Source organism: [Mycobacterium] fortunisiensis (genome assembly GCF_019050325.1).
In the GTDB taxonomy this organism is placed as follows: Bacteria; Actinomycetota; Actinomycetes; order Mycobacteriales; family Mycobacteriaceae; genus Mycobacterium; species Mycobacterium fortunisiensis.
On sequence record NZ_VOMB01000027.1, the window covers coordinates 275,529 to 301,154 of the forward strand.

The following is a 25,626-nucleotide window of genomic DNA, read 5'->3' on the forward strand; positions in this document are numbered from 1 at the left end:
CGGCCACCGCCGGGACCGGCCGATGCCGGGCCAGATACCCCTTGTGGGTATGTACCGATAGTGATGGGCGTAACTGTTGACCGCTATGCAGTATCCGCTGAACACACCGCTGGGCCGGATGGGCGTACAGACCCTCGAGGAGGGCCCGCATCGCTGCGTGGCCTCGATCCCCGTGGGCGGATTGCTCAACCCGTTGACGGGGCTGCCCACCGTCGCGCCGCTGGCCATGCTGATCGATCACGTCGGCGGCCTGGTCAATCACTACCGCCGCGCCAAGGCCGAATGGACGGTGTCCAGCGAGCTGGCGGTGGAGCTCACCCCGGACGCGATGGCGCTCATCGGTGCCACCCCGGACCTGCCGGTGGTGGCCACCGGCAGGCCGTTCGGGCCGAAGGGCACCGGGTCGCTGGCGGTGTGCGAACTCGGTCACGGGGACACCGTGGTGGGCACGGCCACGGTGCGGTCCTTCCATATCCAGACCCCGGGCCACCTGGTCGAATGGCCCACCGACACGTCCGCGGGAACACCTCCTGCGACGCTGCGCGAACGGATGTCCGTAGCAGTCGCCGAGACCGGCGGTGCCACCGTGGTGCTGCGTCAGCTGGCGGACCCGGTCGTCAACAACAGCATCGGCATCGTCCACGGCGGGATCTCGGCCGCAGCACTCGAACTCGTGGGTTCGGCGGCCCTCGGCGGCGCTGAGGAGGCACTGTGGCGGACGGCCTCGATCCGCGTCAACTACCTGCGACAGTTCCGCGGCGGCACGCAATCACGGTACGAAGCCCGCGTCCTGCGGTCCGGCCGCAGTTCCGGCGTGGCCGACGCGCAGGCCGTCGGCGATGACGGCAAGGTGGCGCTGCTGGCCCGGCTCACCGCCTACCGGTGATCGACCACAACGTAAATTTCCTTCTGCAATCAATTCGGCATCGCCGCCACTGCACACCGGCCTCGGCGTGCCACCCTCTGCGATGAACGACATCTACGGAGGAGTTCGCCATGACCACGTCAAAAATGTCGCATCGCCTGGCAGCCGAGTTCATCGGCACGTTCTGGCTGGTGCTGGGCGGCTGCGGTAGCGCGGTGTTCGCCGCGAAGTTCGTCTCCGGCGGGTTCTCGGTCGGGATCGGCTTTCTCGGGGTCGCGCTCGCATTCGGCCTCACGGTGTTGACCGGCGTGTACGCCTTCGGCACCATTTCCGGCGGCCATTTCAACCCGGCGGTCACACTGGGTGCCGCGCTGGCTCGCCGGGTCGAATGGGCTGCCCTTGTGCCCTACTGGATTTCCCAGGTGCTCGGCGGTCTGCTGGCCGGCCTGGTGATCTATGTGATCGCCTCGGGCAAAGAAGGCTGGAACGCCACCGGCAACATGGCCGCCAACGGTTTCGGCGAGCACTCCCCGGGCGGCTATTCGCTGACCGCGGTGCTGCTGGCCGAGGTGATCCTCACCGCGGTGTTCCTGCTGGTGATCCTCGGTTCTACCGACGACCGGGCCCCGAAGGGCTTCGCCGGGCTGGCGATCGGTCTCACCCTGACCCTGATCCACCTCGTCGCGATCCCGATCTCCAATACGTCGGTCAACCCGGCGCGGTCCACGGCGGTCGCGTTCTTCAACGGCGACGGCGCCCCGGCCCAGCTGTGGGCCTTCTGGTTGGCCCCGCTGGTCGGAGCCGCCGTCGCGGGCTTGGCCTACCCGTTGCTGTTCGGTGTCGCCGGGGAACTCGCCGAGCGCCCCGTGCGTGACGACGCCCTGGACCAGCCCGACGGCCGCTGACTAGTCGCTCTTGCGGCGGGCCTTGCCGGCCGCGCCCCGTTCGGTCGGCGCACCTTCGTGGGCCAGCGTTCCGCCCGCGCTCTCCAGGTGCGCTCGCACGAACCACTGGAACTTCTCGAGTTCGGCGGCGTGGTCGATGAGGACGTCCTGGGACACCAGATCGAGTTTCTCCAGGCGGTCGATCGCCTTGCGGGTGTCTTCGATCACCCCGTTGTAGACGAGGTCGAGAGCTGCGAGGTGGGCCTGCACGTTGTCGCGCCCCACGGAGTAGTCGTCCCAGGAGCGGTCGGAGACAATTGCGCCCGGCGTGCCCTTCGGCGATTTACCCAGTGCGGCAATACGTTCGGCGACTTCGTCGGCGTAACCCCGGACCAGCTCCACCTGCGGGTCGATCATCTCGTGCACGCCGATGAAGTTGGGACCGACGACGTTCCAGTGGACATGTTTGAGGGTCAGGTGCAGGTCGTTGTACGTGCTGAGCTGCTTCTGCAGCAGCGCGGCCACCTCGCTGCCCTGCTTGTCGGTGAGGCCGGGAATGGTGAACGCAGTCATTGCGGATCCTTTCGGGTTCAGGATTCGGTCCCACCCCGGATACCCGACATACGCGCCGGGCAATCATCGGTCAGAGCGCCCGCAGGTTCGGGATGGCCTGGCGCGCTCCGAACCTCGGATTGTGCGCCAGCCCACTGGCTTCCAACAGCCGCACTGCGCGCTGGCGGTGCGGGCGCAGCGGCTCGAGCAGTTCCAGCATGGCGTCGTCGTCGATGGGGTGACCGAGCAGGCTGCGGCCGACCACCGTGGACAGGTGGTAATCCCCCACCGAGAGGGCGTCGGCGTCGCCGTAGGCACGTTGCACGGTTTCGGCCACCGTCCACGCGCCGACGCCGGGCAGCGACTGCAATCCCGTCACGGCACGTTCTGCGGTGAGCCGCTCGAGAGCGTCCGCCCGCTGTGCACACGCGACGATGGTGCGGGCCCGGCCCGGATCCACGTTGGCCCGGTGGAATTCCCACGACGGGATACGGCGCCACGCCTCGGCGGTGGGCGCCACCCGCAGGCCGGCCGGCGCCGGTCCGGGCGCCGGGGCGCCATAGGCGGTGACCAACCGCCGCCAGGCCCGCCAGGCATCCATCCCGGAGACCCGCTGTTCGAGGATTGCCGGCACGAGCGCCTCCAGCACCCGGCCGCTGCGGCCGAGGCGCAGGTGCGGTACCCGACGGTGGGCCTCGGCAATCGTCGGTTCCACGGGGTGAAAGTCGGAAGAATCGTCTTCGGCGCCCACCAGTGCTGCGAAGCCGTCGAGGAACTCCGCAGCGCCGGGACCCCACGCCTCGCAGTCCACGACGTGGGGCCCAGATTTACTGATCCGGGCGGTCACCGGACCGCCGGTGGTCACGCTGGTGCGCCAGATCGCCCCGTCGACGGCCACGCGATGGCAGGGATCGCCGCCGCCGCGCCGGAACGGGGCCAGCGTCAGGTCCGGGCTGGCCGGACCGTCGAACACGACGCTGGTGGAGGGCACCGCACCAGGCTAGGCCAGGACGATGTCGGCCTTGTCCGGGTAGAACGCCAGATGTCCGGCGATCGCGGCGACCGCCGGATAGGGCTGTTCATAGGTCCAGATCGCGTCGTCGAGCCCGCCGACGTGGTAGTAGTTCGCTTCACCCTTGTACGGGCAGTAGGTCGTGGTGTCGCTGCGGGTGAGGGCGGCCGTGACGTCGGAGCGTGGGATGTACTGGACGGCCGGGTAGGTCGACTCCTGCAGCGTGAGGGCCCGGTCGGTTTCGGCCACCACCTCGCCATTGACCCGCACGGTGACGTGGCTGCCGGTGGGCGTCACGGTGATCGGGTGTGCGGCGGTGGGCTGCAGCACTGGGCGTTCGGTCATAGCTCATTCAACACCTCTGGTCGAGCTGTTCTTCCGGCGAATACGATCGGACGATGACTGCTCCCCTGAAAGCCACCGTGTCCATCGCTGCCGACCCGGCGGCGGTGTATGCGCTGATCACCGACCTGTCCACGCTGGCCTCGCTGGCCGAAGAGGCACACGCGATGGAGTGGCAGAAAGGCAATTCCGCCACCCCCGGTTCAGTTTTCAAGGGGCACAACCGCAACGGCTCCAAGACCTGGAGCACCGTCTGCACCGTCACCGACGCCGAGCCCGGCAAGACGTTCGCCTTCGACGTGAAGTCCCTGGTGTTCCCCGTCGCGCACTGGCGCTACGACATCGTCCCGGCCGAGGGTGGTTGCACCGTGACCGAGTCCACCTGGGACCGGCGCGCGGGCTGGTTCAAGAAGGTCGCCGGCCTGGCCACCGGGGTCTCCGACCGTGACAGCGCCAACGCCGAGCACATCAGGTTGACCCTGCAGCGCCTGAAGGAGCGGGCCGAAGGGTGATACCCACCGGTCAGGTCGGTGGTTCGTAGTGCTCGGCGAGCCGGGGCTGGTCGTCGCGTCCGGATCTAGTGCGGTTTGCCGGTGACGATGTCGGCGAGGCGGGCGATCGGCGAGGTCCGCCGGCGCCCGCCGGCCTCGTGCCGGTCAGCGGCCTGGTAAGCGGCATACAGGCTGCGCACCCCCAGCCAGCGCAGCGGCTCGGGTTCCCAGTTGCGCGTCCGGTGCCCGACCCACGGCAACCCGGTGATCGCGGTGTCACGTCCCAATGCCAGATCGGCCAGGGTGCGCCCGGCCAGGTTCGTCGCGGTCACGCCGTGGCCGACGTAGCCGCCGGCCCAACCCAGTCCGCTGGCCCGGTCCAAAACCACACCGGCCTGCCAGTCGCGGGGCACCGCCAAGACTCCGCACCAGCCATGGGCGATCGGCACGCCGCGCACCTGCGGCAGGATCGAATGCAGTACGTCGGTGAGCCGCTGGATGGTCCGGGTCGGAACCTGCCCGTCGACGTCGGTGCGTGACCCGTACCGGTAGGGGACGCTGCGTCCGCCGATCGCGATGCGGTCGTCGGTGGTGCGCTGCGCATAGAAGAATCCGTGTGCACTGTCCCCCACGGTTTCACAACCCCGCCAACCGATTTCGTCCCACAGCGGAGCGGAGATCGGCGCAGTCGCGATCATCGAGCTGTTCATCGGTAACCAGGTCCGGCGCAAGCCGGGCAGTGCCGGGGTAAAGCCCTCGGTGGCCCGCAACACCAGCGGCGCACGCACCGTGCCCCGCTCGGTGACGGCACGTGCCGCCGATGAGCGCTCGCGCGAAGAGGAGACAGCACCGGCGATCTCGGTGACGGGGGTCTCCTCGTGAATCGTCACGCCGTGGCGTTCGACGGCATCGGCCAGGCCGCGGGCCAGCCGAGCCGGCTGAATCCGTGCGCAATGCGGGTTGTGGTAGGCCGCGATGACCCCGTCGAATCGAATCCGCTCGGCGGCTTGCTCTTTCGTGAGTTCAGTGACCTCGACGCCCCATGAGCGCTCCTGCGCGAGCGCGTCGGTGAGCCGGGCCGCCTGAGCGGGATTGCGGGCGATCTCCAGGGTGCCGCCCTTGACGGCGCCGGCGTCGATGCCTTCGCGGCCTGCCACGGCGATCACCTCGTCGACGGCGGCATTGAGCGCGCGTTGCCAGGCCAGCACCCCGTCGCGGCCGTGCCGCGTCGCCATCCGGTGCCGGTCGCCGGGGGCCAGGCCGGACAGCCAGCCGCCGTTGCGGCCGGAGGCTCCGAAACCGGCGAAGCGCGACTCCAGCACGGTGATCCGCAACGACGGGTCGGCCTGCTTGAGGTAGTAGGCGGTCCAGAGTCCGGTGTATCCGGCGCCGACGATGCACACGTCGGCGTCCCGGTCCCCCGGCAGGGCCGGCCGAGGGGCCGGCAATTCGTCGAACCAGTGCGAAACCTGACCGTTGACCGTGGCGGGCATCGCTGGATTGTGCCGGACCATACTTCTTTCTGCCATGCGCCGATCAATTTCTGCCAGTGGAAATTGTTGCTCTGACAAGCCGGTTCAGACAGACATAGGACAACACAGGAGGCAGGAAATGAAGAAGTTCGGATTCGCCGTCATCGCCGCCAGCGGACTGAGCGCAGCCGTTCTGGGCCTGGCCGGAACAGCCCAGGCCGCCGGCCCCGTGCAGGCCCCCGCGCCCAGCGTCGTCACCGTGTCCTCGGGTGTGGACCACCTGGATTGGCTGGATCAGATCCACCCCAAGCCGATGGTGCCCAAGGTCGACACCACAGTGCGCCACAGCGGGCGCTGACACCGGACGACAAAGTGGGGCAGCGTGCAAAACGTTGCCCCACTTTACTTTTCGATTCAGTACTCAAAATGCGTAGCGGTGATACTGCGCCATGTAGCGCAGCACCGGGACCGGCTTCATGACGGCCAGCATCAGCCGGTAGTACCAGGCCAGGGTGTTGAACACCGGATCGTCGAACGGTGAGCTCCAGGCCAGCAGCCGGGTGCCCGGCACCGCCCGCAGGATGTCCTCGGGTTTGTTGATGGCCCAGTGCAGTTTGGCACCGGAGCGTCGCACCACCGTGTTGCTCCACTGCGATTTGATGCCGAGGGTGTTGAACGCGTCGAATTGCAGCTCCCCCGACGGGAAGCCGTCCACGATGCGGCGCAGGAGGGCGACCCCGTCGGGTTCGGTGAGGTACATCGTGAGGCCTTCGCCGAGCATCAGTGTCGGCCGGTCGGAGGGGATGTCGTGCAGCCAGGCCGGGTCGGTGACCGAGGCTGCCACCACGTGATAGTGCTCGGCCGGCGGATACAACTGCTCGCGCAGCTGCGCGACGTCGGGATAGTCGATGTCGTACCACTCGACTCCCGGTCCCGGCTGCAGCCGGAAGAAGCGGCCATCCAGTCCGCAGCCGAGGTGCAGCACGACGGCCTCGGGGTGCACGGCCAGAAACTGGCGGGTCCATCGGTCGAAGTGGGCGCTGCGGGTGGTCACCGACGGTGAGTTCGCCTCGGTGATCGATGTGCGGCTCCAGTCGTAGTCGATCCGGTCGGCGATCTCTTTGGCCAGTTGGTCACCCAGGATCGGATGCGGCATCCCGGCGTCGAGGGCCTTGGCGTAGAACGTCGCCAGCATCGTCTGCGGGGCGCCGGACAGGTCGACTTTCAGCTTGTCGGTCATATCCGCCAGGCTAGGCTGCAATACGCTTGCCGCCCAGTGGCTTAACACCTTTCGGCGTGGTGTTCAGCGGCTCTTCTGCGCGCGCTTGGCCGCCCGCAGGCCCACCCAGAACTTCGCGGCTTCGGCAATTGATTCCTCGACCGGCCTTGGCTGCCAACCGAGTTCGCGGACTGCCTTGGAGTGGTCGAGCTCAGCTTCGGCCCGCATGAGCCGCAGCGATTCCAGCGACAGGCGTTCGTCGGTGCCGCGCAGCTTGCCTTTGATGGTGCCCGCGGCAGCCAGAAGGTAGGAGACCGGCAGCGGGATCGAACGCTGTGGCGGGGCGACGCCGGCGGCCTCGGCGGCAAGCCGCGCCACCTCGGCGTTGCTGATCATCTTCTCCGAGATCAGGTACCGCTCACCGGGGGTGCCCCGGTCGGCGGCCAACAACATCGCGCGGGCCGCGTCGTCGATGCCCACGGCCTCCAGGTCGATACCGCTCATCACGAACGGCAGCTTGCCGAATGCCGCACCGGCGATGATGGCCCCGTGCGGGGTCCGGCCCCAGTCACCGCTGCCGTAGGTGGTGGACACGCACATCGCGACGGCGGGCAGGCCGCGCTCCCGCGCGTAGTGGAGCACCAGATCTTCGGCCTGTATCCGTGAGCGCACGTAGGGTGTCACCTTCGATGCGTCGGCGATGTCGGCCTCGGTGGACCGTTTGCCGCGCTTGCGCCCGACGGTGACATAGCTGCTGGTGTAGACGAACTTGCGCAGGCCGTCGACCTGGGCGGCCACCTCGAGCACGTTGCGGGTGCCCTCGACGTTGGTGCGGAACAGCGGCGCCGGGTCGCGCAGCCAGCCGCGGGCGTCGACGACGCAGTGGTAGACGACATCGCATCCGGTCATCGCCGTGCGCAGGGCTTCGGTGTCGAAGACATCGCCCTCGAATCGCGTGACCTCGAGGTCGTCGATCCCGATCGTGTTGGCGTTCGGCCGCACCATGGCCCGAATCTCGGATCCGTCACCTGCGGCGACGAGTTGCCGCAGCACATGCGAGCCCAGGAACCCGTTGGCGCCGATGACCAGCTTGGCGCTCACTTGCCGCCCCCGAATTTCTTCAACCACGCCTCGGCTTCCTCGGTCAGGGTGCCGAGCTCGGCGGCCTTGCGGCACCACTTGCGGGCCGCGGAGGCGAATCGCAGCGGGTTGTAGACGTCTTCCTGACGGCACCAGAGGCCGTCGCCGGCGTAGGTGAGGATCGAGATGTTGGAGGCGCTGATGATGGTGCCGTCACCCGGATCGCGCATCGGGTTGTCGAGTTCGCAGATGATGCGACCGGTCGGCTCGTCGATCACCGACCACAGTGACGGGAATGCGGTCATGTAGCTGCCCGGGAAGGTGGTCATTGTCTGCCAGATCCACGGCCGCACCTGCTCGCGGCCCTTCATCGTGCCCACGGCGTGCTCGATGTAGTCGACGTCGACGGTGTAGTGGTCGGCCCAGATGTCCCAGTTCTTCGTCTGGGCAGCCCGGTCCACGGTCTGCTCGAAGGTTTCGAAGGCGGCGGCGAGTTCCTCGCGGCTGAAAGACCTGCTCGTCACCCCAAAACTAGAACACGTTCTACCAACGTTTGTCGAGACCTGTCACTGCACGGCCGACACCGGTCGGGCGCCCAGCGGGGCCTGCAGTGCCACCTCGGCGGTGCCGGCTACGGCGAGGGCGATACACATGCGGCCGACGGACTCCGGCGGCGTTCCGCCGCGCAATTCGATCGTCACCGTATCGGGAGTTTCCCGGGTGATCAGGTGCACGCCGAAACAGTCCGGGGTCCCCGCGGTGAAGTTGACGAACAGGCCATCCCCGTCGCGGCTGAAGGATTCGATCCGGGTCTGGTGCGGGTCGACGATCGCCGGGTTGTCGACGAAGACGGTCCGCGTCGGATCGAGCGGCACCTCCGGCACCGCGATGGGATTCGGTTCGGCCACCGCGTCGGGGCAGCCGGCCAGCAGGAGTAGCCCGGCGGCGGCTGCGGACAAGACGACACGCATGACCCCCACGGTAACCGCGGAGCACAATGGGGTGCATGGGTAATTCTTCGACAGCGATCCTGGCGGGCGGCTGCTTCTGGGGCATGCAGGATCTGATCCGCAAGCAGCCCGGTGTGGTGTCCACCCGGGTGGGCTACACCGGCGGCCGCAACGACCATCCGACGTACCGCAACCATCCCGGCCACGCGGAAGCCGTCGAGATCGTCTACGACCCGACGAAGACCGATTACCGGGCACTGCTGGAGTTCTTCTTCCAGATCCACGATCCGTCGACCAAGGACCGGCAGGGCAACGATGTCGGGACCAGCTACCGGTCGGCGATCTTCTACCTCGACGACGAGCAGAAGCGGATCGCGCTGGACACCATCGCCGATGTCGACGCCTCCGGGCTGTGGCCGGGCAAGGTGGTCACCGAGGTGACGCCTGCCGTCGATTTTTGGGAGGCCGAGCCCGAGCACCAGGACTACCTGGTGCACTACCCGAACGGGTACACCTGCCACTTCCCGCGGCCGGGCTGGAAGCTGCCCAAGCGGCAGACCGCCAACCAGTAGTAGCGGCTCAGGCGCCCAGCGGGGTGGCTCGGCGCCGCACCACGATGCGCCCGCCGGACTTCGGCGTATAGGCGACGCCGCGGGAGTGCACCTTCTCGCCGGGCGCGGTGGTGGTTTCGATGACGAAGTGGCGCAGCACTGTTCGCAGTACCACGTCCATTTCCACGTTGGCGAACACCGCACCGACGCAGCGCCGGGTGCCGCCCCCGTAGGGCAGCCAACCCAGGCCGGGTCGGGTGCCGACGAAGCGCTGCGGGTCGAACCGTTGCGGATCGGGGAAGTCATTCGCCCCCTCCTGGATTTGCGAGATCGCCACGATGACGGAGTGACCTTGCGGAATCTCCCACTCCCCCAGCCGGATTGACGGCGCATACACGTGGCGGCCGGCGAAGTCGATGACGGTGCGGTTGCGTTGCACCTCCAGGATCGTGGCCTGCCGGTATTCGTTGTCGTCGGTGGCCGCCTCGGCCACCAGCTCGGCCAGCACCCGCGGATGGCGGCTGATCCGCTCGAAGACCCAACCCAGGGTCGAGGCCGTGGTCTCGTGCCCGGCAGCCAGCAAGGTCAGCAGCTCGTCACCGATGTCCTTGCGGGACATCGCCGATCCGTCTTCGTAGGTGCTGCGCAACAGCAGCGCCAGAATGTCGTCGCGCTGGTCGAAGTCCGGGTCGGCCTCCACCCGGTCGATGAGCCGGTCGATGACGGCGTCGTAGCGGCGGCGGTAGGTGGCCAACCGTCCCCATGGACTGAACCGGCCGTAGGTCCGGGCCGGGGTGGGCACCACCACCAGCCGCGATCCCAGGGTGACCCAGGGCGGGATGATGCGGCGGAGCTCGTCGAGTTGTTCGCCGTCGGCGCCGAACACCGCGCGCAGGATCGCGTTGAGGGTGATGCGCATCATCGGTTCGAGCGTCTTGAACTCCTGACCTTCCGGCCAGTTCGCGGTTTCGCGCAGGGCTTCCTCTTCGAAGATCGCCTCGTAGTTCTTGATGCTCTTGCCATGAAACGGCGGGGTGAGCAGCTTGCGGCGGCGCCGGTGGTCGGTGCCGTCGAGGGCGAACACCGAGCCGGATCCGAGGATCCGGCTCAGGTTGGGCTGAATGTTGCCGACGTCGTCGGTGTTGGCGGCGAACAGCTGCTTGGCCAACTGGGCGTCGGCGACCATCACGGTGGGTCCGAAGATCGGGAGTTTGAGGCTGAACACGTCGCCCTGGCGGCGGGCGATCTGCTTGACCACCCAGCGCCTGGCCAGCGCGAAACCAATGGCCTGCAGCGGCTGCGGCACCCGGGCAGGCGGCGGAACCCTGGTCTTCTCGGTAGCGACGAGGTCGGTCATACCATCTCCAGCCAGTCTTGGTACCGCTCGGTACCAGCGTTGTGAGGTACGGTACTCCCAGGTACCAGCTAGCGCAAGGGGGTCGGCTTCGATGAGGGCGCTGAGCCATGCCGATCCACCGGTCGACAGCTACCGCCTCCGGCTGCTCGACGGGCTGGCCGCGGCGATCACCGACAAGGGCTATCGGGACACCACGGTGGCCGACATCGTCCGGCACGCCCGCACGTCCAAGCGCACGTTCTACGACCAGTTCGGCACCAAAGAGGATGGCTTCCTCGAGCTGTTGCGGGCCAACAACGCCGCGCTCGTCGAACGGATCGCAACCGCGGTCGACCCCGAGGCAGCGTGGACCGATCAGATCGGACAGGCGGTGGGCGCCTATGTCGATCACATCGCGTCCGCCCCGGCCATCACGCTCAGCTGGATTCGCGAGCTGCCCGCGCTGGGCACCAGAGCCCGGCCCTTGCAACGGGAGGCCATGCACGCGCTCACCGAGCTGCTGATCGAGCTCAGCGGCAGCGCCGGGTTCCAGCGCGCCGGCCTGCCGCGGCTCACCCAGCCGATGGCCATCATCCTGCTCGGCGGGCTGCGGGAACTTACCGCCCTGATCGTCGAGGACGGCCGCGACATCCACGAGATCTACGGGCCCGCGGTGGCCGCGTCACAGGCGATCATGACCGCCAATTCAGCTGAGCAGCAACCGCGCTGACTTCTCCAGCCGACGTGCCACCGCCGCCGAGGGGTCATATCCCATCCCGGCCCACACCAGGGTTCCGGTGTAGAGCAGCTCCAGGGCCTCGATGACGTCCAGGTCCACCTCGGGCCCCAGCGCAGCCACCAACCGGCCCCGGATATCGGCACCGATGCGCTGGCGCAACACGTCGACGTCGGGATCCTTGCCGAGCAGGGCGTTGGTCACCGCCCCGGCGAACTCGGGCTCGTCGGCCACCAGCGTGGCGATGTGCTGCAACACCTCGACCACCCGGGTGGCCGGATCGTCGGAGGTGTGCGCGGCCGCCGGCGCTGCCGAGAGCCGGCGCCAGAACACCTCGGCCACCAGATGTTCCTTGGACGAGAAGTAGGTGTACGCGGTCGCGGCTCCGACCCCGGCCTCGGCGGCCACGCGCCGCACCGTCAGCCCGGCGAAGCCGTCGCGCGCTATCAGCTCTACCGCGGCCTTCCCCAGGCGTTCGACAGTGTCGGCCTGCCGGGCACTCAGACGGCGGCGGGTCGACTCCAGGGCCGTCTCGGACACGTGTCCGGACGCTACTACAACCGATGGTCGCCAGCAACGGTATGTTGAGTGCTCATGAGCACTGCCCAGACCGATTTGCCGCCCCGCGCCGAACGCCTGTTCACCCTCGCCGAGCAGGTCATCGGCTTCATGCCGGCCGACGAAGGCCGAGCCCTCTACGACGCCGGGGTGCGCTACCTCGGCGGAGGTGTCGGGGTCGAGATCGGCACCTACTGCGGCAAGTCGACGGTGATGCTGGGCGCCGCCGCGCAGGAGACAAATTCGGTGCTCTACACCGTCGACCACCACCACGGTTCGGAAGAGCATCAGCCGGGCTGGGAGTACCACGACACCTCGATGGTCGATCCGGTCACCGGACTGTTCGACACCCTGCCCACCATGCGCCACACCCTCGACGCCGCCGGCCTCGATGAGCATGTGGTCGCGGTGGTCGGCAAGTCGCCGGTGGTGGCCCGGGGTTGGCGAATGCCGTTGCGGCTGTTGTTCATCGACGGCGGCCACACCGAGGAGGCCGCACAGCGGGACTTCGACGGCTGGGCCCGCTGGGTGGAGGTGGGTGGCGCGCTGGTCATCCACGACGTGTTCCCCGACCCGAACGACGGGGGCCAGGCACCGTTCCACATCTATCAGCGGGCGCTGGCGACCGGCTCCTTCGACGAGGTCATGGCCATGGGGTCGATGCGCGTGCTGCAGCGAACCTCGGGTGAGCCGGGGCAGCTGGATTAGCGGTCGCTGACCACACACTCACAGTCGTACTCGCCCTCCAGGCCACGCGGCAGCCCCACGCCCCGGAAGATGCCGCTGGCCGGCGTGGTCGAGGACAATGCGTCGGCGGCCAGAATCATGGCGGCCCCGGTCCAGGTGGTGCGTTCCTCGGGCCAGCGCTTACCGTCGGCGAAAACCAGCCCGGTCCAATACGATCCGTCGGCCTCACGCAGATGGTGCATGGCGGCGAACTGTTCGTGGGCGCGCCGGGTGTCGCCGATCGCGTCGAGAGCCATGACCAGTTCGCAGGTCTCGGCGCCGGTGACCCAGGGCCGGTGGTCGACGCAGCGGATACCCAGACCGGGCACCACGAAATCGTCCCAGCGCTCGTCGATCCGGCACTTTGCCGCGTCTCCGAGCAGTGCCCCGCCGAGCACCGGGTAGTACCACTCCATGGCATGGGTGTCTTTGGCGGAGAACGCCTCTGGATGTTCGGCGATGGCGTGCCCGAGGCGGCCGACCGCGACCTCCCACTCCGGTTGCGGATCGTCGAGGTAATCGGCCAGCGCCAGCCCGCACCGGATGCTGTGGTAGATGCTGGCGCAGCCGGTCAGCAGCGCCTCTGCAACGGGGCCGGACGGACTTGCGGCCCAGTAGATCTCGCCGCCCGATGCCTGCAGACCCAGGACGAAGTCGAGGGCCCGGGTCACCACCGGCCACATCGACTCGGCGAAGGCGCGGTCTCCGGTGATCAGCACGTGGTGCCACACCCCGGTGGCGACATAGGCGCAGAAGTTGCTGTCGCTGTTGGCGTCCTCGATGACGCCGTTGCGCATTTGGATCGGCCAGGATCCGTCGGCGCGCTGTTCGGTGCGGCACCAGTCGAAGCCGGCGCGGGCCGGTTCGATGAGCCCGGCCACGGTGAGCGCCATGGCGTTCTCGACGTGATCCCACGGGTCGGTGTGCCCGCCGTCGAACCATGGCAGCGCGCCTGAGGGTTCCTGGGTCGCGGCGATCGAACGCGCCGTCTGCAAGCAGTCTTCAGGTGTCAAAACTCCCGGCACACCGGGGATCTCAAGCTCCAGCACAGCGCGGGCCTAGCCGTTGAATTCGGGTGTGCGCAGGTCCGGCTTGACAAAATACATCGCCACGCTCTTGCCGATCACCGGGTTCAGCAGCGACTCGGCGGTACGGGTCAACCAGGGCCGGCCCATCATGTCCCAGACCAGCAGCTGGTGGTAGGCCTTCACCGCCGGGTGGCTGTTCTTCTCGGTGCCGACCAGACATTTGAGCCACCAGTACGGCGCGTGCAGCGCGTGCTCGTGGTGGGTGTGGGCCAGTGTCAGCCCGTGGGCGAGCACCTTGTCACGCAACTCATCGGCCTTGTAGATGCGGATGTGTCCGCCCTCGTTGGCGTGGTATTCGTCCGACAGCAGCCAGCACACCTTCTCGGGCAGCCAGCGTGGCACCGTGATGGCCAGCGTGCCACCGGGTTTCAGCACCCGCACCAGTTCGGCAATGGCTCGATCATCTTCCGGTACGTGCTCGAGGATCTCCGAGGCGATGACGCAGTCGAAGCTGGAGTCGGTGTAGGGCAGGTCGAGCGCGTCACCCTTGACGGCTTCGCCCTTCGCCGACAGCGGCACCTCGCCCGCTTCGCGCATGGCCTGCAGCATGGTGTCGACATCGTTGAGGTCGGAGGCACTCTGGTCGAAGCCGACGACATTGGCGCCGCGCCGGTAGGCCTCGAAAGTGTGCCGGCCTGCGCCGCAGCCGACGTCGATCACCGTGGTACCCGGCCCGACACCGAGACGGTCGAAATCGACGGTCAGCATGAGGTCACCTTTCCTTCTTCTGCTCCGCGGGTGCTTGACCCAACCCGTTCGCGGGCCATCTCGTACACCGAGACTGTCTGCGCAGCAACGGATTCCCAACTGAAGACGTCGAGTGCCCGCTGCCGCCCGGCGGCGCCGAGCCGGCGGCGTTCCAGCGGTGAGTCGAGCAGTTCGCCGAGCACCGCGGTCAGCTCGTCGACATCGGCCGGGCGCACCAACCGGGCGCAGGTGCCGTCCTCGCCGACCACCTCGGGCAGCGCACCCGCGCGGCTGGCCACGATCGGGGTGCCGCTGGCCATGGCCTCCACCGCCGGCAGCGAGAAACCCTCGTACAGCGATGGGATGCAGGCCACTTCGGCGGACGCCAGCAGCGCGGCGAGCTCCTCATCGGACAGGCCGCTCGAGCTGTGCACGATGTCGGAGATGCCGAGCTCGGCGATGAGCTTCTCGGTGGGGCCGTTGGGTTCGAGCTTGGACACCAACTGCACGTCCAGGTTGCGTTCCACCCGCAGCCGGGCCACGGCGTGCAGCAGATGGCTGACGCCCTTGAGCGGAACGTCGGCACTGGCGATCGCGATGATGCGTCCGCTCACCCGCTGTTCGGCCGGCCGGAACAGTTCGGTGTCCACGCCCAGCGGCACGATGTGCAGCTGATCGGGGGTCACCCCGAAGTCCTCGGCGATGTCGGCGGCCGAGGACGACGAGACGGTGAGCAGCTCGGGGATGCGGCGGGCCACCTTTTTCTGCATCTCGGCGAAGCCGTACCAGCGTCGCACCAGCGGCTTGCGCCACCACTTGGCCGCGGCGATCTCCACCACCCGGTCCCGGGTGATCGGGTGGTGCACGGTGGCCACCACCGGCAGGCCGGCCTCGGCGATCTTCAGCAGCGCCGAGCCCAGGCTCTGGTTGTCGTGGACCACGTCGAATTCGTCGCGCCGCGCCGCCAGGATCCGGGCCACCCGCATGGTGAAGGTGCGCGGCTCCGGGAACCCGGCGCTCCACATCGTCGCCAGTTCCAGCGCGTCGATCCGGTCGCGGATCTCGCTGGGCCGGGGCACCCGGAACGGGTCCGGCTCACGGTAAAGGTCCAGGCTGGGCACCTTGGTGAGGGTGACCCGCGGATCCAGCCCCTCGGGATAGGGCTGGCCGGAAAACACCTCGACGTGATGGCCGAGCTCGGCCAGACCGCGGCTGAGATGGCGCACGTAGACGCCCTGCCCGCCGCAATGGGTCTTGCTCCGATAAGACAGCAACGCAATACGCATAGTCAGGTCACCTGATGGCCGGAATGGTGCTGAGCTGGGAATACACGCTCAACGCGTCGACTCCGAACCCTCTGGACATGTGTCCAGACTATAGTTTGACCGGCTAGCGGACGCAACGCGTCGGCTGGCTGCTCACGGCGGCGGGAAACCACCCGTGGCAACCGGCCCCCAGCGGGTGGGCGTGATCCGGATCAGGCACTTGCCCTGGTCCACCATCGCCTGGCGGTACTCGTCCCAATCCGGGTGCTCACCGGCGACGGCGCGGAAATAGTCGACGAGCGGTTCGACCGCATCGGGCAGTCCGATCACCTCCGCATCGCCGTCCACCTGCACATAAGGCCCGTTGAACTCGTCGGACAGCACGGTCACGCTGGCCTGCGGCGTGCGCCGGAGATTGGCGGCCTTGGCCCGCCGCGGATAGCTCGCGATCACGATGCGGCCCCGTTCGTCCACCCCGCCGGTCACTGGCGAACTCTGCAACGTGCCGTCGGCACGGAACGTGCTGAGCACCATCCGGTGCCGCGGGCGCACGAAGTCCAGCAGCTCGCCGATCCCCACGGTGTCTGCGGTCGCATACTTTCGGGCCATACTCTCGGTCACCTCTCATTCGGGAACGACGAACGCGAACGGACGGGGAAATCCCAGCCCGGTCAGCCGGGCACCACGCACCGCGGCCACGTCGATCGGCAACACATACCCCGACGACGGTTCATAGCACTGCAGCACGCCGTCGGCGGCCTCGACGATCAACACCCAGTGCCGCGGAATACCGCGCTCACCGATGAGCATCGCCACCGGCCACCCGTCGGTGACAGCACCACATACATCCGCCAACGAGTCGCGGGCACCGCGGAACCGGCGCCACCGGTAGGTCGCTCCGTACTTGCTGCTGTGCGCGGTGAGCGCGCGAGCCATGCCCGCCGGGGTGGTCCCGAGTTGCCGGGGCCAGATCCGGTTGACCGAGGCGTGGATTCGGCCCTGCTCCGCGGCGAACCAGGTGTCGCCGCCGGGATTCAGCAACTCCGCGCGGTAGGTGTGGTCCAGCAGGGCACCAGCCACCACCGCGACCGTCGGGCCACAGGTGATCCCGTCGCGCTGCCGTAGCCGTAAGGCCGCCAGTTTCGCTGGCTTCACACAGATCCGGTCATCTGATCCATCAATTTCCGCCATCGGAAATCAAATCTTCTCGACTACCGGTTTCACCCGGCATACCGCAGCGTAGCGGAGACGTGAAATGAGGACACAGCAATGCGAAACTCTCGAATCCTGGCCGCCGCCATCGCCTTTTTGACGGCCGCCGGCATCGCGATGGGAGCCCCGGCCGGCGCCGCACCCAACGGCCCGGGCGATGCCGAGAAGACCATCAAAAACCTTCAGTCCCAGGGCTACACCGTGATCGTCAATCGCCTCGGCACCACCCCGTTGGATCAGGCCTCGGTGGTGGCCGTGCGGCCCGGACCGAACTACAGCCGCGCCGACACGCTGAGCGCCGTCACCCGCCGCACGGTGTACGTGGACGTCAAGTAGCAGACAGACACCAGCCCCGGCGTCGATAATGAGCCGATGGCGGTGAAGATGGCCGATCTGCTGGGCAGCACGCTGGGCGACCTGCGATACCAGGCCACCGCCAAACGTATCCGGGTGTGCCTGGGCGGGGAGCCGGTGGCCGACACCGACGCGGCGGTCCTGGTGTGGGAACCGCGCCGGGTGGTCCCGACGTACGCGGTGCCGCGCTCGGCGTTGACCGCGCAGCTGGTCCCGGCGGGCGGAGACGTCGGCGACGACGAGATCCCCGGGTTCTTGGACCCGTCGGTGCCGTTCACCGCACACACCTGCGCGGGCACGGTATTCGACGTCATCGCCGGCGACGAAACCGGTGCCGCGGCGGCCTACCAGCCCGACGACGTGGAGCTGGCCGGCTACCTGATCCTGGATTTCGCCACATTCGAATGGCGGGAGGAGGACGAGCCGATCGTCTCGCACCCGCACGATCCCTATCACCGGATCGACGTCCGACGCAGCCGACGGCACATCCGCATCGAACACGAGGGACAGCTGCTGGCCGAATCCCGCAGTCCCACACTGCTGTTCGAAACCGGCCTACCGGTCCGCTACTACCTGCCGCGCGAGGACATCACCACCGCACTGGACGTCAGCGACTCCGTCACATACTGCGCATACAAGGGCCGGGCCACCTATTACTCGCTGCCCGGCGGTCCGGCCGACCTGGCCTGGTCCTACCACGAACCCCTGATCGACGCGGAGCCTGTGCGCGACCGGGTCTGTTTCTTCGACGAACACGTGGACGTGTTCGTCGACGGCAAGCGCGCGGACCGCCCGAACACCCTGTGGAGCTGACGAAGGCCCTGTTTCAGGCTGCCCAGTTCTGGCAACATTCCGGTCATGATGGGCTCATCGGGCGTCACGTTCACCGCTGCCGCCGGCACTGAGGGCGGCGGCGCCGCGCTCGATCAGGTGATCGGCATGTCGGTGGTCGCCATGATCGTCACCGTCGCCTTGCTGTGGATCGGCTATCTGCACCGCAACCGGCGCATCACCTGGCTGAACAACTTCGCCGAGCGGCTCGGCCGCAAGTTCCATCGACCGCCGTGGGTGGCGCTGCAGGTGTTCCTGTTCACCGCGACCATCATCTGCGCGCTGTTCGGTTTCATCTGGGATGTCAGCTTGCACATCGGCAAAGGCCGCGACGCCGGGCCGCTGGCCAACCCGGCGCACTACTTCATCCTGATCGGGCTGTTCCTGTTGTTCATCGCCGGTTCGATGGCCATCGTGCTGCCCTACGACAAGCCCGGGCCGGCCGCCATCCGGATCACCCGCACCTGGTACGCCCCGGTCGGCGGCGTGCTGATGGCGCTGTGCGGGTTGTACGCGCTGATCGGCTTCCCGCTCGACGACATCTGGCACCGGATCTTCGGCCAGGATGTCACGCTTTGGGGCCCAACGCATTTGATGTTGATCGGCGGTGCCGGCCTGTCGCTGATCGCCGTGCTGCTGCTCGAACACGAGGGCCGGGTGGCGATGGGGCCGGACGCACCCGAGGACACCAGGTTCAACAAGTTTCTCTACTACCTGTCATTCGGCGGGCTGTTCATCGGCCTCTCGGTGTTCCAGATCGAATACGACTTCGGTGTCGAACAGTTCCGGCTGGTGCTGCAGCCGATGATGATCGCGGGCGCGGCCGCGCTGGCCGCAGTCGCGGCCAGGCTGGTGCTCGGTCCGGGTGGCGCGCTCATCGCCGCGGGTTTCGCCATCGTGCTGCGCGGTGCCGTCGCCTTTGTCGTCGGCCCCGGCCTCGGCGCCCCGACGAGCTGGTTCGCGCTCTACCTCGGCCCCGCGCTGGTGGTCGAGCTCATCGCGCTGACCCCACTCGTCAAGCGGCCCATCCTCTTTGGTGCGGTCGGCGGGCTCGGGGTGGCCACCGTCGGGCTGTGGCTGGAATCGCTGTGGATCGGCGCGGTCTACCACTATCCGTGGCCCGTCAGCATGTGGGGTGAGGCGCTGTCCATGGCGATTCCGGTGGCCGTCGGGATGGGTCTGTGCGGGGCGCTGCTGGCCCTGGTGCTCACCGGTCAGCCGCTGCCCCGGCCCGCGGTCGGCATCTCGATCGTGGTGCTCACCGTGCTCGTGATCGGCGGCGCGGTGGCCAACGGCCTGCGCACCGAGGTTCCGCAAAACGCCAGTGCCACCATCACTTTGACCGACCTTCCCGAGCGCGACGGGCAGCGCTGGGTCTCGGCCGACGTCCGGCTCAGCCCGGACCATCTGGTCAGCGATGACCCGGAATGGGTTTCGATCCTGGCGTGGCAGGGCGGCCTGGCCAACCAGCACGGCCTGGTGATCAACCGGCTCGAGCAGGTCGGTCCGGGCCACTACCGTTCGACGCAACCGATCCCGGTGTCCGGCAGCTGGAAGACGCTGCTGCGCGTGCAGGACGGCACCACCATGGCCGGGGTGCCGATCTACCTGCCCGCCGATCCGGGCATCGGCGCCACCGAGACGCCGGCGCTGAGCTCGAGTAGCCGGGAGTTCGTCCAGGAGATCACGATCCTGCAGCGTGAACGCAACCTCGACCACCCGACGTGGTTGTACAACGTGGCCTCGCTGGTGGTGTTGGTGTGCACCTTGATCCTGATCGCCGGGCTGAGCTGGGGGGCCGGCCGGATCAATGCCCGCGAGCTGGCGGCCGGCCGCGAACCCGCCGGGCTGCCATGACCTATCAGGCCGACCACACCCTGCTGCTGGCGTTGCCGGCGTTCGCCCCGGCGGTGGTTGTGGTGGGGGTGGTGGTGTATGTGGCAATGCGGGACAGGCGGCAGGTCAGCCGAGATGACGAGGACGACTCCTCGGGTGAGGATGGTTCACCGTGATGAACCTCAGAAGCAGTGCCGTCGTCCTGGCGTCCGTCCTCACCCTGATGACTGCGGCGTGCGGTGGCACCGGTGACACCGAGAAGACCGACAGCGCAACCGGTTCGGCCGTGCCGTCGGCGACCACGGTCAGCCCGTCGGACATGACCGACCAGCAGCAGGCGCCCGCGCGGCTGGTCATCGACGTGACCATCGAGGGCGGCGAGGTCACCCCGACCAACGAGCGGCTGGACGGCAAGGTCGGCGAGCCGATCGTGCTGCGGGTGAACAGCGACGCCACCGACGAACTCCATGTGCACTCTCATCCCGAGCACACCTTCGCGGTCGAGGCCCGCAAGGGCCAGCAGTTCCAGTTCACCGTCGAGGTGCCGGGCACCGTCGACATCGAGTTGCATCACCTGAACCGCACCGTCGCCAGCGTGCACGTACAGCCGTGACGTCCGGGCCGACGGCGCTGCTGGCCCACGGTCTGGGCGGTTCGACCGACCTGCCTATCCCGTACACGTACGCGTTGATCGGTGCGGCCTGGACGTTGACGTTCACCTTTGCGGTGGTGGCGCTGGCCTGGCGCCGGCCCCGGTTCGATCCGGACAAGCCGGGCGTTGCGCTACCGCCCTGGGTGACGTCGGTGCTGGATTCCGTCGTCACCCGCTGGGCCGTCGCCCTGCTCGCGCTCGCGCTGACCGGCTGGGTGGCGTACACCGGGTTCACCCGCGAGCCGGCGGCCAATCCCCTGCCCGGGGTGTTCTACGTGCTGCTGTGGGTGGGGTTGGTCGCCGCCTCGGTGGTGTTCGGTCCGGTGTGGCGACTGATCTCCCCGGTCCGTGCGGTGTGCCGGTTCCTTCCGCTGCGTGCCCGGCTGGTCTATCCGCCGTGGCTGGGATACTGGCCGGCGGCGGCGGGGTTGTTTGCGTTCGTCTGGCTGGAGTTGGCCAGCCCGAACCCGGGATCGGTTGCGGCCATTCGTAACTGGCTGTTGGTCTACCTGGCGGTCACGCTCACCGGCGCCCTGTGCTGCGGGCCGCGGTGGCTGGACAATGCCGACCCGTTCGAGGTGTACAGCACGGCCGCCTCGCGGCTCTCGCCGCTGCGCCGTCAGGACGGCCGGATCGTGCTGGGCAACCCGTTCGACCACCTGCCGTCGATGCCGATCCGGCCCGGGTTGGTCGCCGTGTTGGCCGTGCTGCTGGGCTCGACCGCGTTCGACAGTTTCTCGGCAATGCCCCAGTGGCGCAACTTCGTCGACGCGCATGCCGGGTCGGCACCGGCGGCCAGCTTGATCCGCACCGCGGGTCTGCTGGTGTTCGCCGCCACGGTGGCGGTGACGTTCTGGGCGGCGACCCGCACGACGGGCGGGGTGGACCGCCGGCTCCGGCGTGAGCTGCCCGGGCTGATGGCGCATTCGCTGATCCCGATCGTCGTCGGCTACGTGTTCGCGCACTACCTGTCGTACCTGGTGGAGCGCGGACAGCAGACCCTGATCCTGCTGTTCGGGCTGCACGATGTGCAGGTCAGCTATTTTCTGTCGGCACACCCGTCACTGTTGGCCACGCTCAAGGTCGGCTTCGTGCTGGCCGGTCACGTCGCCGGGGTGATCGCCGCGCACGATCGTGCCCTGCGACTGCTGCCCAAACCGCACCAGCTCACCGGCCAGCTCGCGACGATGCTGGTGATGGTCGGCTACACCTTCACCGGCCTCTACCTGCTGTTTGGCGGGTAGCGTCGAAGTATGCAGACGCCCACAGCGACCAGGGCACTCGTCATCGTCGACGTGCAGAACGACTTCTGCGAGGGCGGCTCGCTCGCCGTCGCCGGGGGCGCCGCGGTGGCGCGGGCCATCACCGCGCTGCTGGCCGACCACGGATACGCCCATGTGGTGGCCACCAAGGATTTCCACATCGATCCGGGCGACCATTTCTCCGACGCCCCCGACTATCGGCGCTCGTGGCCGCGGCACTGCGTGGCCGGCACGGAAGGGGCGGCGTTCCACCCAGATTTCGATCCCACCGCGGTCGAAGCGGTGTTCGAGAAGGGGCATTATTCGGCGGCCTACAGCGGCTTCGAAGGTGTCGACGGGACCGGGACCACGCTGGCGGACTGGCTGGCCGCGCGTGGCGTCGAGGCGGTGGACGTGGTGGGCATCGCCACCGACTACTGCGTCGCCGCCACTGCCGCCGACGCGGTCAAGGCCGGCCTGCACGCCCGGGTGCTGACCGGGCTGACCGCCGGGGTGGCGCCGGCGAGCACCACGGCCGCGTTGGCCGAATTACGTTCCGCCGGAGTGGAAATCAGCTAGTCGGGTCGACGGGTCGGCCGGTCCAGCGCGGTTCCCGGCGCTCAGCATGGGCCCGGACCCCTTCGCGCGCGTCGTCGTGCGCCATCAACTGCAGGTGGATCTCGGTTTCCCGGGCGCCGACGGCGGCGCGGTCCAGATCGTACGAATCCCACAGCAATCGCTTGCTGGCCGCCACCGACATCGGCGCGGTGTTCACCGCGATGTCGCGGGCGAGCTCCAGCGCGGCGGGCAGCACCTGCTCGGCCGGCAGGACGCGGCTGCCCAGACCGAGCGCGACGGCGCGGTGACCGTCGAACGTGGCGCCGGTCAGCAGGATCTCGGCGGCGTTGGCCAGTCCGACGAGCCGGGGCAGGATCCAGTGCGAGTAGGCGTCGCCGACCATGCCACGCCGGGCCTGCACCACCCCGTAGCGCGCATCGGCCGCGAAAATCCGGATGTCGCACTGCAATGCGAGGGTCAGCCCGATGCCGATGGCGTGTCCGTTGACCGCCGCGATCACCGGCTTGGCCAGGGTCCAGGCCGGTACCGACACACCGGCCGCGCTGAACTCCGCTGCCGGCTCGGTGAAGGTGCGGTCCCCGGCGCCCAGGTCCGCGCCGGCGCAGAACGCCGGCGGGGCGCCGGTCAGCACGATCACCCGGATCGCGTCGTCGGCGTCGCAGCGCCGGTAGGCGTCGGCCAGCTCTTCGCGCATCCCACCGCCGAACGCGTTGCGCTGTCGCGGACGGTTCAGCGTGATCGTCGCAACCGACGCATCGCAGCTGACCTGCAAGGTCCGATAATCGGGCAGATCGGTGCCACTGGTCATGGCTGACCAGCGTCGCACATTCACCGGGCCGCCGGCCCCCGAGCGCCGTATGGTCGATTTGTGACTTCCACGGATCAGGCTGGGTCGGACAGACTGGAAACGTGGCGGGGCAAGGCCTACCCGCTGGGCGCCACCTACGACGGCTCGGGCACCAATTTCGCCTTGTTCAGCGAGATCGCCGAGCGGGTCGAGCTGTGCCTGTTCGACCCGGACGAGTCCGGGGTACTGCACGAAACCCGGGTGACGCTGCCCGAGGTGGACGGGTTCGTCTGGCACGGCTTCATTCCCGGCGTCGAACCGGGCCAGCGCTACGGCTACCGGGTGCACGGCCCCTACGACCCGGCGTCGGGTCATCGCTGCAACCCGAACAAGCTGGTGCTGGATCCCTATGCCAAGGCGATCGAGGGCTCCTTCGACTGGGGCCAGCCGCTGTTCTCCTACAACTTCGACGATCCCGACAGCCGTAACGACGACGACTCGGCTGCCCACATGCCGAAGGCCGTCGTGATCAACCCCTACTTCGACTGGGGTGTCGACCACCCGCCGAGCCACGAGTACGCCGACACCGTCATCTACGAGGCCCATGTCAAAGGGCTCACCCAGACCCATCCCGACATCCCCGAGCAACTTCGCGGCACCTATGCCGGCGTGGCCCACCCGGCGATCATCGAACATCTGAAGGCGCTGGGGGTCAACGCGATCGAGCTGATGCCGGTCCACCATTTCGTGGACGACTCCACCCTGGTCGACAAGGGGCTGTCGAACTACTGGGGCTACAACACGATCGGCTTCCTGGCGCCCGACCCCCGGTACAGCTCGGCCACGACCCCGGGCGGGCACGTCCAGGAATTCAAGGCCATGGTGCGCGAGCTGCACGCCAACGGCATCGAGGTGATCCTCGACGTCGTCTACAACCACACCGCAGAGGGCAATCACCTGGGCCCGACGCTGTCGATGCGCGGCATCGACAACGCCGCCTACTACCGGCTCGTCGATGACGACTTGCAGTACTACATGGACTACACCGGCACCGGCAACAGCCTCAACGTCGGCCACCCGCACACCCTGCAGCTGATCATGGACTCGCTGCGCTACTGGGTCACCGAGATGCATGTCGACGGGTTCCGTTTCGACCTGGCCGCCACCCTGGCCCGGGAGTTCTACGATGTCGACCGGCTGAGCGCGTTCTTCGAACTGGTGCAACAGGATCCGGTTGTGAGCCAGGTCAAACTGATCGCCGAGCCATGGGACGTCGGCCCGGGTGGCTACCAGGTGGGCAACTTCCCGCCGCAATGGACCGAGTGGAACGGCAAATTCCGCGACACGGTCCGCGACTACTGGCGCGGCGAGCCGGCGACCCTCGACGAGTTCGCCTACCGGCTGACCGGTTCGGCCGATCTCTACGAACAAACCGGTCGCCGGCCGTTCGCTTCGATCAACTTCGTCACCGCGCACGACGGCTTCACCCTGCGGGATCTGGTGTCCTACAACGAGAAGCACAACGAGGCCAACGGCGAGGACAACCGCGACGGGGAAAGCAACAACAAGTCGTGGAACTGCGGCGCCGAGGGCCCCTCCGACGATCCGGCCGTCACCACGTTGCGCGCTCAGCAGCAGCGTAATTTCCTGGCCACTCTGCTGCTGTCCCAAGGTGTTCCGATGCTCTCGCACGGCGATGAGCTGGGACGCACCCAGGGCGGGAACAACAACGTGTATTGCCAGGACAACGACACTTCCTGGATCGACTGGCCCGCAGCCGACACCGATCTGCTCGAGTTCACCCGGTCGGTGTCGGCGCTGCGGCGCGCGCATCCAGTGTTCCGGCGCCGCAGGTTCTTCGACGGCCGGCCGGTGCGTGAGCAGGGGGCGGAGGGACTGCCCGACATCGCCTGGTTCGCCCCCGACGGTTCCGACATGACGGCCGAGGACTGGGCGACCGGGTACGCCAAATCGGTGGCGGTGTACTTGAACGGGCAGGGCATCGCCGACCCTGACGTCCGCGGCCAACGCGTGGTCGACGAGTCGTTCCTGCTGTGCTTCAACGCGCACTACGAGCCCATCGAGTTCGCTTTACCACCGGCACAATTCGCGGCCGGCTGGGTTCCGGCGATCAGCACCTCGGCAAACTCGACGCGTTCTCCCGCTCCTGCGGATAGCAAGGTCACCGTGGATGCGCGGGCGGTGCTGGTGCTGCAGGCCGAATCACATTGATCGTCAATTTCGGCGTTGCTCATCGAGTCGATCTCACTGCTCTTACCAGGAAGTCTGGTACCTTGAAGATGTAGCAGCCGTGGCCGCC

The 25,626-nt window shown here is 68.0% G+C and carries 31 protein-coding genes; 15 read left to right on the forward strand and 16 right to left on the reverse strand.

Features of this window, described 5'->3' with window-relative positions:
* The first annotated feature begins 85 nt into the window (after positions 1-85).
* Together FR943_RS25605 and aqpZ are read left to right on the forward strand one after the other, a co-directional pair.
* The gene (locus tag FR943_RS25605; protein ID WP_217161124.1) at positions 86-886 is read left to right on the forward strand and encodes a PaaI family thioesterase; all 801 of its coding nucleotides are present in this window, start codon (positions 86-88) and stop codon (positions 884-886) included.
* A gap of 110 nt (positions 887-996) precedes the next feature.
* On the forward strand, positions 997-1,770 hold the full coding sequence (gene aqpZ, locus FR943_RS25610) for an aquaporin Z (RefSeq protein ID WP_217161125.1): 774 nt from the start codon (positions 997-999) through the stop codon (positions 1,768-1,770).
* On the opposite strand, the gene FR943_RS25615 is transcribed toward aqpZ, so the two are convergent.
* The 3 genes from FR943_RS25615 to FR943_RS25625 form a co-directional block, all read right to left on the reverse strand.
* Positions 1,771-2,322, reverse strand: a complete 552-nt coding sequence (locus FR943_RS25615) for a Dps family protein (RefSeq protein ID WP_217161126.1) — start codon at positions 2,320-2,322, stop codon at positions 1,771-1,773. It lies immediately after the preceding gene.
* Between the two features lie 70 nt (positions 2,323-2,392).
* Positions 2,393-3,292 (reverse strand): DNA-3-methyladenine glycosylase family protein, encoded by a 900-nt coding sequence (locus tag FR943_RS25620; protein WP_217161127.1) that lies wholly within the window; start codon positions 3,290-3,292, stop codon positions 2,393-2,395.
* 9 nt (positions 3,293-3,301) lie between these two features.
* Complete coding sequence (locus tag FR943_RS25625; protein WP_217161128.1) at positions 3,302-3,658, reverse strand: DUF427 domain-containing protein; 357 nt, start codon at positions 3,656-3,658, stop codon at positions 3,302-3,304.
* Between the two features lie 53 nt (positions 3,659-3,711).
* On the opposite strand from FR943_RS25625, the gene FR943_RS25630 reads away from it, so the two are divergent.
* The gene (locus FR943_RS25630) at positions 3,712-4,167 is read left to right on the forward strand and encodes an SRPBCC family protein (RefSeq protein WP_217161129.1); all 456 of its coding nucleotides are present in this window, start codon (positions 3,712-3,714) and stop codon (positions 4,165-4,167) included.
* Positions 4,168-4,232: 65 nt separating this feature from the next.
* Here the strand turns inward: FR943_RS25630 and FR943_RS25635 are convergent, their stop codons facing one another.
* Positions 4,233-5,639, reverse strand: coding sequence for an NAD(P)/FAD-dependent oxidoreductase (locus FR943_RS25635; protein ID WP_217161130.1), 1,407 nt, complete (start codon positions 5,637-5,639; stop codon positions 4,233-4,235).
* A gap of 118 nt (positions 5,640-5,757) precedes the next feature.
* Between FR943_RS25635 and FR943_RS25640 the strand changes: the two genes are divergently transcribed.
* On the forward strand, positions 5,758-5,976 hold the full coding sequence (locus FR943_RS25640) for a hypothetical protein (RefSeq protein WP_217161131.1): 219 nt from the start codon (positions 5,758-5,760) through the stop codon (positions 5,974-5,976).
* A 63-nt stretch (positions 5,977-6,039) separates the two neighbouring features.
* Here FR943_RS25640 and FR943_RS25645 read toward each other — a convergent pair whose 3' ends face one another.
* From FR943_RS25645 to FR943_RS25660, 4 genes are all read right to left on the reverse strand, one after another.
* On the reverse strand, positions 6,040-6,858 hold the full coding sequence (locus FR943_RS25645) for a class I SAM-dependent methyltransferase (protein ID WP_217161132.1): 819 nt from the start codon (positions 6,856-6,858) through the stop codon (positions 6,040-6,042).
* 63 nt (positions 6,859-6,921) lie between these two features.
* Positions 6,922-7,938 carry an NAD-dependent epimerase/dehydratase family protein gene (locus FR943_RS25650; protein ID WP_217161133.1) on the reverse strand — a complete coding sequence of 339 codons (1,017 nt, stop codon included), beginning with the start codon at positions 7,936-7,938 and terminating at the stop codon, positions 6,922-6,924.
* The gene (locus tag FR943_RS25655; RefSeq protein WP_217161134.1) at positions 7,935-8,441 is read right to left on the reverse strand and encodes a nuclear transport factor 2-like protein; all 507 of its coding nucleotides are present in this window, start codon (positions 8,439-8,441) and stop codon (positions 7,935-7,937) included. Before FR943_RS25655 ends, FR943_RS25650 begins: the two co-directional genes overlap by 4 nt.
* A gap of 42 nt (positions 8,442-8,483) precedes the next feature.
* Positions 8,484-8,888 (reverse strand): hypothetical protein, encoded by a 405-nt coding sequence (locus FR943_RS25660; protein ID WP_218046173.1) that lies wholly within the window; start codon positions 8,886-8,888, stop codon positions 8,484-8,486.
* Between the two features lie 35 nt (positions 8,889-8,923).
* Between FR943_RS25660 and msrA the strand changes: the two genes are divergently transcribed.
* Positions 8,924-9,439: a peptide-methionine (S)-S-oxide reductase MsrA gene (gene msrA, locus FR943_RS25665; RefSeq protein ID WP_217161135.1), complete on the forward strand. Its 516-nt coding sequence runs from the start codon at positions 8,924-8,926 to the stop codon at positions 9,437-9,439.
* 7 nt (positions 9,440-9,446) lie between these two features.
* Here msrA and FR943_RS25670 read toward each other — a convergent pair whose 3' ends face one another.
* A complete protein-coding gene (locus FR943_RS25670; protein WP_217161136.1) occupies positions 9,447-10,775 on the reverse strand; it encodes a cytochrome P450 in 1,329 nt (442 codons plus the stop codon).
* Positions 10,776-10,866: 91 nt separating this feature from the next.
* On the opposite strand from FR943_RS25670, the gene FR943_RS25675 reads away from it, so the two are divergent.
* Positions 10,867-11,484: a TetR/AcrR family transcriptional regulator gene (locus FR943_RS25675; RefSeq protein ID WP_217161137.1), complete on the forward strand. Its 618-nt coding sequence runs from the start codon at positions 10,867-10,869 to the stop codon at positions 11,482-11,484.
* On the opposite strand, the gene FR943_RS25680 is transcribed toward FR943_RS25675, so the two are convergent.
* Positions 11,461-12,030: a TetR/AcrR family transcriptional regulator gene (locus tag FR943_RS25680; RefSeq protein ID WP_217161138.1), complete on the reverse strand. Its 570-nt coding sequence runs from the start codon at positions 12,028-12,030 to the stop codon at positions 11,461-11,463. The two genes, FR943_RS25675 and FR943_RS25680, sit on opposite strands and share 24 nt — an antisense overlap.
* A gap of 54 nt (positions 12,031-12,084) precedes the next feature.
* On the opposite strand from FR943_RS25680, the gene FR943_RS25685 reads away from it, so the two are divergent.
* Positions 12,085-12,756 carry a class I SAM-dependent methyltransferase gene (locus FR943_RS25685; RefSeq protein ID WP_217161139.1) on the forward strand — a complete coding sequence of 224 codons (672 nt, stop codon included), beginning with the start codon at positions 12,085-12,087 and terminating at the stop codon, positions 12,754-12,756.
* Here the strand turns inward: FR943_RS25685 and mmpH are convergent.
* From mmpH to FR943_RS25710, 5 genes are all read right to left on the reverse strand, one after another.
* On the reverse strand, positions 12,753-13,823 hold the full coding sequence (mmpH, locus tag FR943_RS25690) for an MMP endo-(1,4)-3-O-methyl-alpha-D-mannosidase (RefSeq protein WP_217161140.1): 1,071 nt from the start codon (positions 13,821-13,823) through the stop codon (positions 12,753-12,755). The two genes, FR943_RS25685 and mmpH, sit on opposite strands and share 4 nt — an antisense overlap.
* A 9-nt stretch (positions 13,824-13,832) precedes the next feature.
* Positions 13,833-14,570: a class I SAM-dependent methyltransferase gene (locus tag FR943_RS25695; RefSeq protein WP_217161141.1), complete on the reverse strand. Its 738-nt coding sequence runs from the start codon at positions 14,568-14,570 to the stop codon at positions 13,833-13,835.
* Positions 14,564-15,835: an MMP alpha-(1->4)-mannosyltransferase gene (gene manT, locus FR943_RS25700; RefSeq protein WP_217161142.1), complete on the reverse strand. Its 1,272-nt coding sequence runs from the start codon at positions 15,833-15,835 to the stop codon at positions 14,564-14,566. Before manT ends, FR943_RS25695 begins: the two co-directional genes overlap by 7 nt.
* 132 nt (positions 15,836-15,967) lie before the next feature.
* Positions 15,968-16,423, reverse strand: a complete 456-nt coding sequence (locus FR943_RS25705; RefSeq protein ID WP_217161143.1) for a PPOX class F420-dependent oxidoreductase — start codon at positions 16,421-16,423, stop codon at positions 15,968-15,970.
* 15 nt (positions 16,424-16,438) lie between these two features.
* Entirely contained in the window at positions 16,439-16,969 is a 531-nt protein-coding gene (locus FR943_RS25710) for a hypothetical protein (protein WP_217161144.1), read from the reverse strand.
* A gap of 114 nt (positions 16,970-17,083) precedes the next feature.
* Between FR943_RS25710 and FR943_RS25715 the strand changes: the two genes are divergently transcribed.
* Genes FR943_RS25715 through FR943_RS25745 form a run of 7 tightly spaced genes read left to right on the forward strand, consistent with a single transcriptional unit; the run spans position 17,084 to position 22,519 of the window.
* On the forward strand, positions 17,084-17,362 hold the full coding sequence (locus tag FR943_RS25715) for a hypothetical protein (protein WP_246585256.1): 279 nt from the start codon (positions 17,084-17,086) through the stop codon (positions 17,360-17,362).
* A gap of 36 nt (positions 17,363-17,398) precedes the next feature.
* Complete coding sequence (locus FR943_RS25720; RefSeq protein WP_217161145.1) at positions 17,399-18,193, forward strand: DUF427 domain-containing protein; 795 nt, start codon at positions 17,399-17,401, stop codon at positions 18,191-18,193.
* A gap of 48 nt (positions 18,194-18,241) precedes the next feature.
* On the forward strand, positions 18,242-20,068 hold the full coding sequence (locus FR943_RS25725; RefSeq protein ID WP_217161226.1) for a hypothetical protein: 1,827 nt from the start codon (positions 18,242-18,244) through the stop codon (positions 20,066-20,068).
* Positions 20,065-20,223: a hypothetical protein gene (locus FR943_RS25730; protein ID WP_217161146.1), complete on the forward strand. Its 159-nt coding sequence runs from the start codon at positions 20,065-20,067 to the stop codon at positions 20,221-20,223. The genes FR943_RS25725 and FR943_RS25730 overlap by 4 nt, the downstream gene beginning before the upstream one ends.
* The gene (locus FR943_RS25735) at positions 20,220-20,660 is read left to right on the forward strand and encodes a hypothetical protein (RefSeq protein ID WP_217161147.1); all 441 of its coding nucleotides are present in this window, start codon (positions 20,220-20,222) and stop codon (positions 20,658-20,660) included. The genes FR943_RS25730 and FR943_RS25735 overlap by 4 nt, the downstream gene beginning before the upstream one ends.
* Complete coding sequence (locus tag FR943_RS25740; protein WP_217161148.1) at positions 20,657-21,943, forward strand: hypothetical protein; 1,287 nt, start codon at positions 20,657-20,659, stop codon at positions 21,941-21,943. Before FR943_RS25735 ends, FR943_RS25740 begins: the two co-directional genes overlap by 4 nt.
* Before the next feature lie 9 nt (positions 21,944-21,952).
* Positions 21,953-22,519 (forward strand): isochorismatase family protein, encoded by a 567-nt coding sequence (locus FR943_RS25745; RefSeq protein WP_217161149.1) that lies wholly within the window; start codon positions 21,953-21,955, stop codon positions 22,517-22,519.
* On the opposite strand, the gene FR943_RS25750 is transcribed toward FR943_RS25745, so the two are convergent.
* Positions 22,512-23,327, reverse strand: a complete 816-nt coding sequence (locus tag FR943_RS25750; RefSeq protein ID WP_217161150.1) for an enoyl-CoA hydratase/isomerase family protein — start codon at positions 23,325-23,327, stop codon at positions 22,512-22,514. The genes FR943_RS25745 and FR943_RS25750 overlap by 8 nt on opposite strands.
* 93 nt (positions 23,328-23,420) lie before the next feature.
* On the opposite strand from FR943_RS25750, the gene glgX reads away from it, so the two are divergent.
* Positions 23,421-25,538, forward strand: a complete 2,118-nt coding sequence (glgX, locus tag FR943_RS25755) for a glycogen debranching protein GlgX (RefSeq protein WP_217161227.1) — start codon at positions 23,421-23,423, stop codon at positions 25,536-25,538.
* Positions 25,539-25,626 lie beyond the last annotated feature (88 nt).

What these genes read in the sequence shown, in the direction of transcription:
- FR943_RS25715 (WP_246585256.1), top strand. Translation starts at nt 17,084, where the DNA reads ATGCGAAACTCTCGAATCCTGGCCGCCGCCATCGCCTTTTTGACGGCC.
- aqpZ (WP_217161125.1), top strand. Translation starts at nt 997, where the DNA reads ATGACCACGTCAAAAATGTCGCATCGCCTGGCAGCCGAGTTCATCGGC.
- FR943_RS25640 (WP_217161131.1), top strand. Translation starts at nt 5,758, where the DNA reads ATGAAGAAGTTCGGATTCGCCGTCATCGCCGCCAGCGGACTGAGCGCA.
- FR943_RS25605 (WP_217161124.1), top strand. Translation starts at nt 86, where the DNA reads ATGCAGTATCCGCTGAACACACCGCTGGGCCGGATGGGCGTACAGACC.
- FR943_RS25630 (WP_217161129.1), top strand. Translation starts at nt 3,712, where the DNA reads ATGACTGCTCCCCTGAAAGCCACCGTGTCCATCGCTGCCGACCCGGCG.
- FR943_RS25705 (WP_217161143.1), bottom strand. Translation starts at nt 16,423, where the DNA reads ATGGCCCGAAAGTATGCGACCGCAGACACCGTGGGGATCGGCGAGCTG.
- msrA (WP_217161135.1), top strand. Translation starts at nt 8,924, where the DNA reads ATGGGTAATTCTTCGACAGCGATCCTGGCGGGCGGCTGCTTCTGGGGC.
- FR943_RS25720 (WP_217161145.1), top strand. Translation starts at nt 17,399, where the DNA reads ATGGCGGTGAAGATGGCCGATCTGCTGGGCAGCACGCTGGGCGACCTG.
- FR943_RS25750 (WP_217161150.1), bottom strand. Translation starts at nt 23,327, where the DNA reads ATGACCAGTGGCACCGATCTGCCCGATTATCGGACCTTGCAGGTCAGC.
- FR943_RS25615 (WP_217161126.1), bottom strand. Translation starts at nt 2,322, where the DNA reads ATGACTGCGTTCACCATTCCCGGCCTCACCGACAAGCAGGGCAGCGAG.
- FR943_RS25730 (WP_217161146.1), top strand. Translation starts at nt 20,065, where the DNA reads ATGACCTATCAGGCCGACCACACCCTGCTGCTGGCGTTGCCGGCGTTC.
- FR943_RS25725 (WP_217161226.1), top strand. Translation starts at nt 18,242, where the DNA reads ATGGGCTCATCGGGCGTCACGTTCACCGCTGCCGCCGGCACTGAGGGC.
- FR943_RS25660 (WP_218046173.1), bottom strand. Translation starts at nt 8,888, where the DNA reads ATGCGTGTCGTCTTGTCCGCAGCCGCCGCCGGGCTACTCCTGCTGGCC.
- FR943_RS25685 (WP_217161139.1), top strand. Translation starts at nt 12,085, where the DNA reads ATGAGCACTGCCCAGACCGATTTGCCGCCCCGCGCCGAACGCCTGTTC.
- FR943_RS25745 (WP_217161149.1), top strand. Translation starts at nt 21,953, where the DNA reads ATGCAGACGCCCACAGCGACCAGGGCACTCGTCATCGTCGACGTGCAG.
- FR943_RS25695 (WP_217161141.1), bottom strand. Translation starts at nt 14,570, where the DNA reads ATGCTGACCGTCGATTTCGACCGTCTCGGTGTCGGGCCGGGTACCACG.
- FR943_RS25645 (WP_217161132.1), bottom strand. Translation starts at nt 6,858, where the DNA reads ATGACCGACAAGCTGAAAGTCGACCTGTCCGGCGCCCCGCAGACGATG.
- FR943_RS25625 (WP_217161128.1), bottom strand. Translation starts at nt 3,658, where the DNA reads ATGACCGAACGCCCAGTGCTGCAGCCCACCGCCGCACACCCGATCACC.
- manT (WP_217161142.1), bottom strand. Translation starts at nt 15,835, where the DNA reads ATGCGTATTGCGTTGCTGTCTTATCGGAGCAAGACCCATTGCGGCGGG.
- FR943_RS25635 (WP_217161130.1), bottom strand. Translation starts at nt 5,639, where the DNA reads ATGCCCGCCACGGTCAACGGTCAGGTTTCGCACTGGTTCGACGAATTG.
- FR943_RS25675 (WP_217161137.1), top strand. Translation starts at nt 10,867, where the DNA reads ATGAGGGCGCTGAGCCATGCCGATCCACCGGTCGACAGCTACCGCCTC.
- FR943_RS25670 (WP_217161136.1), bottom strand. Translation starts at nt 10,775, where the DNA reads ATGACCGACCTCGTCGCTACCGAGAAGACCAGGGTTCCGCCGCCTGCC.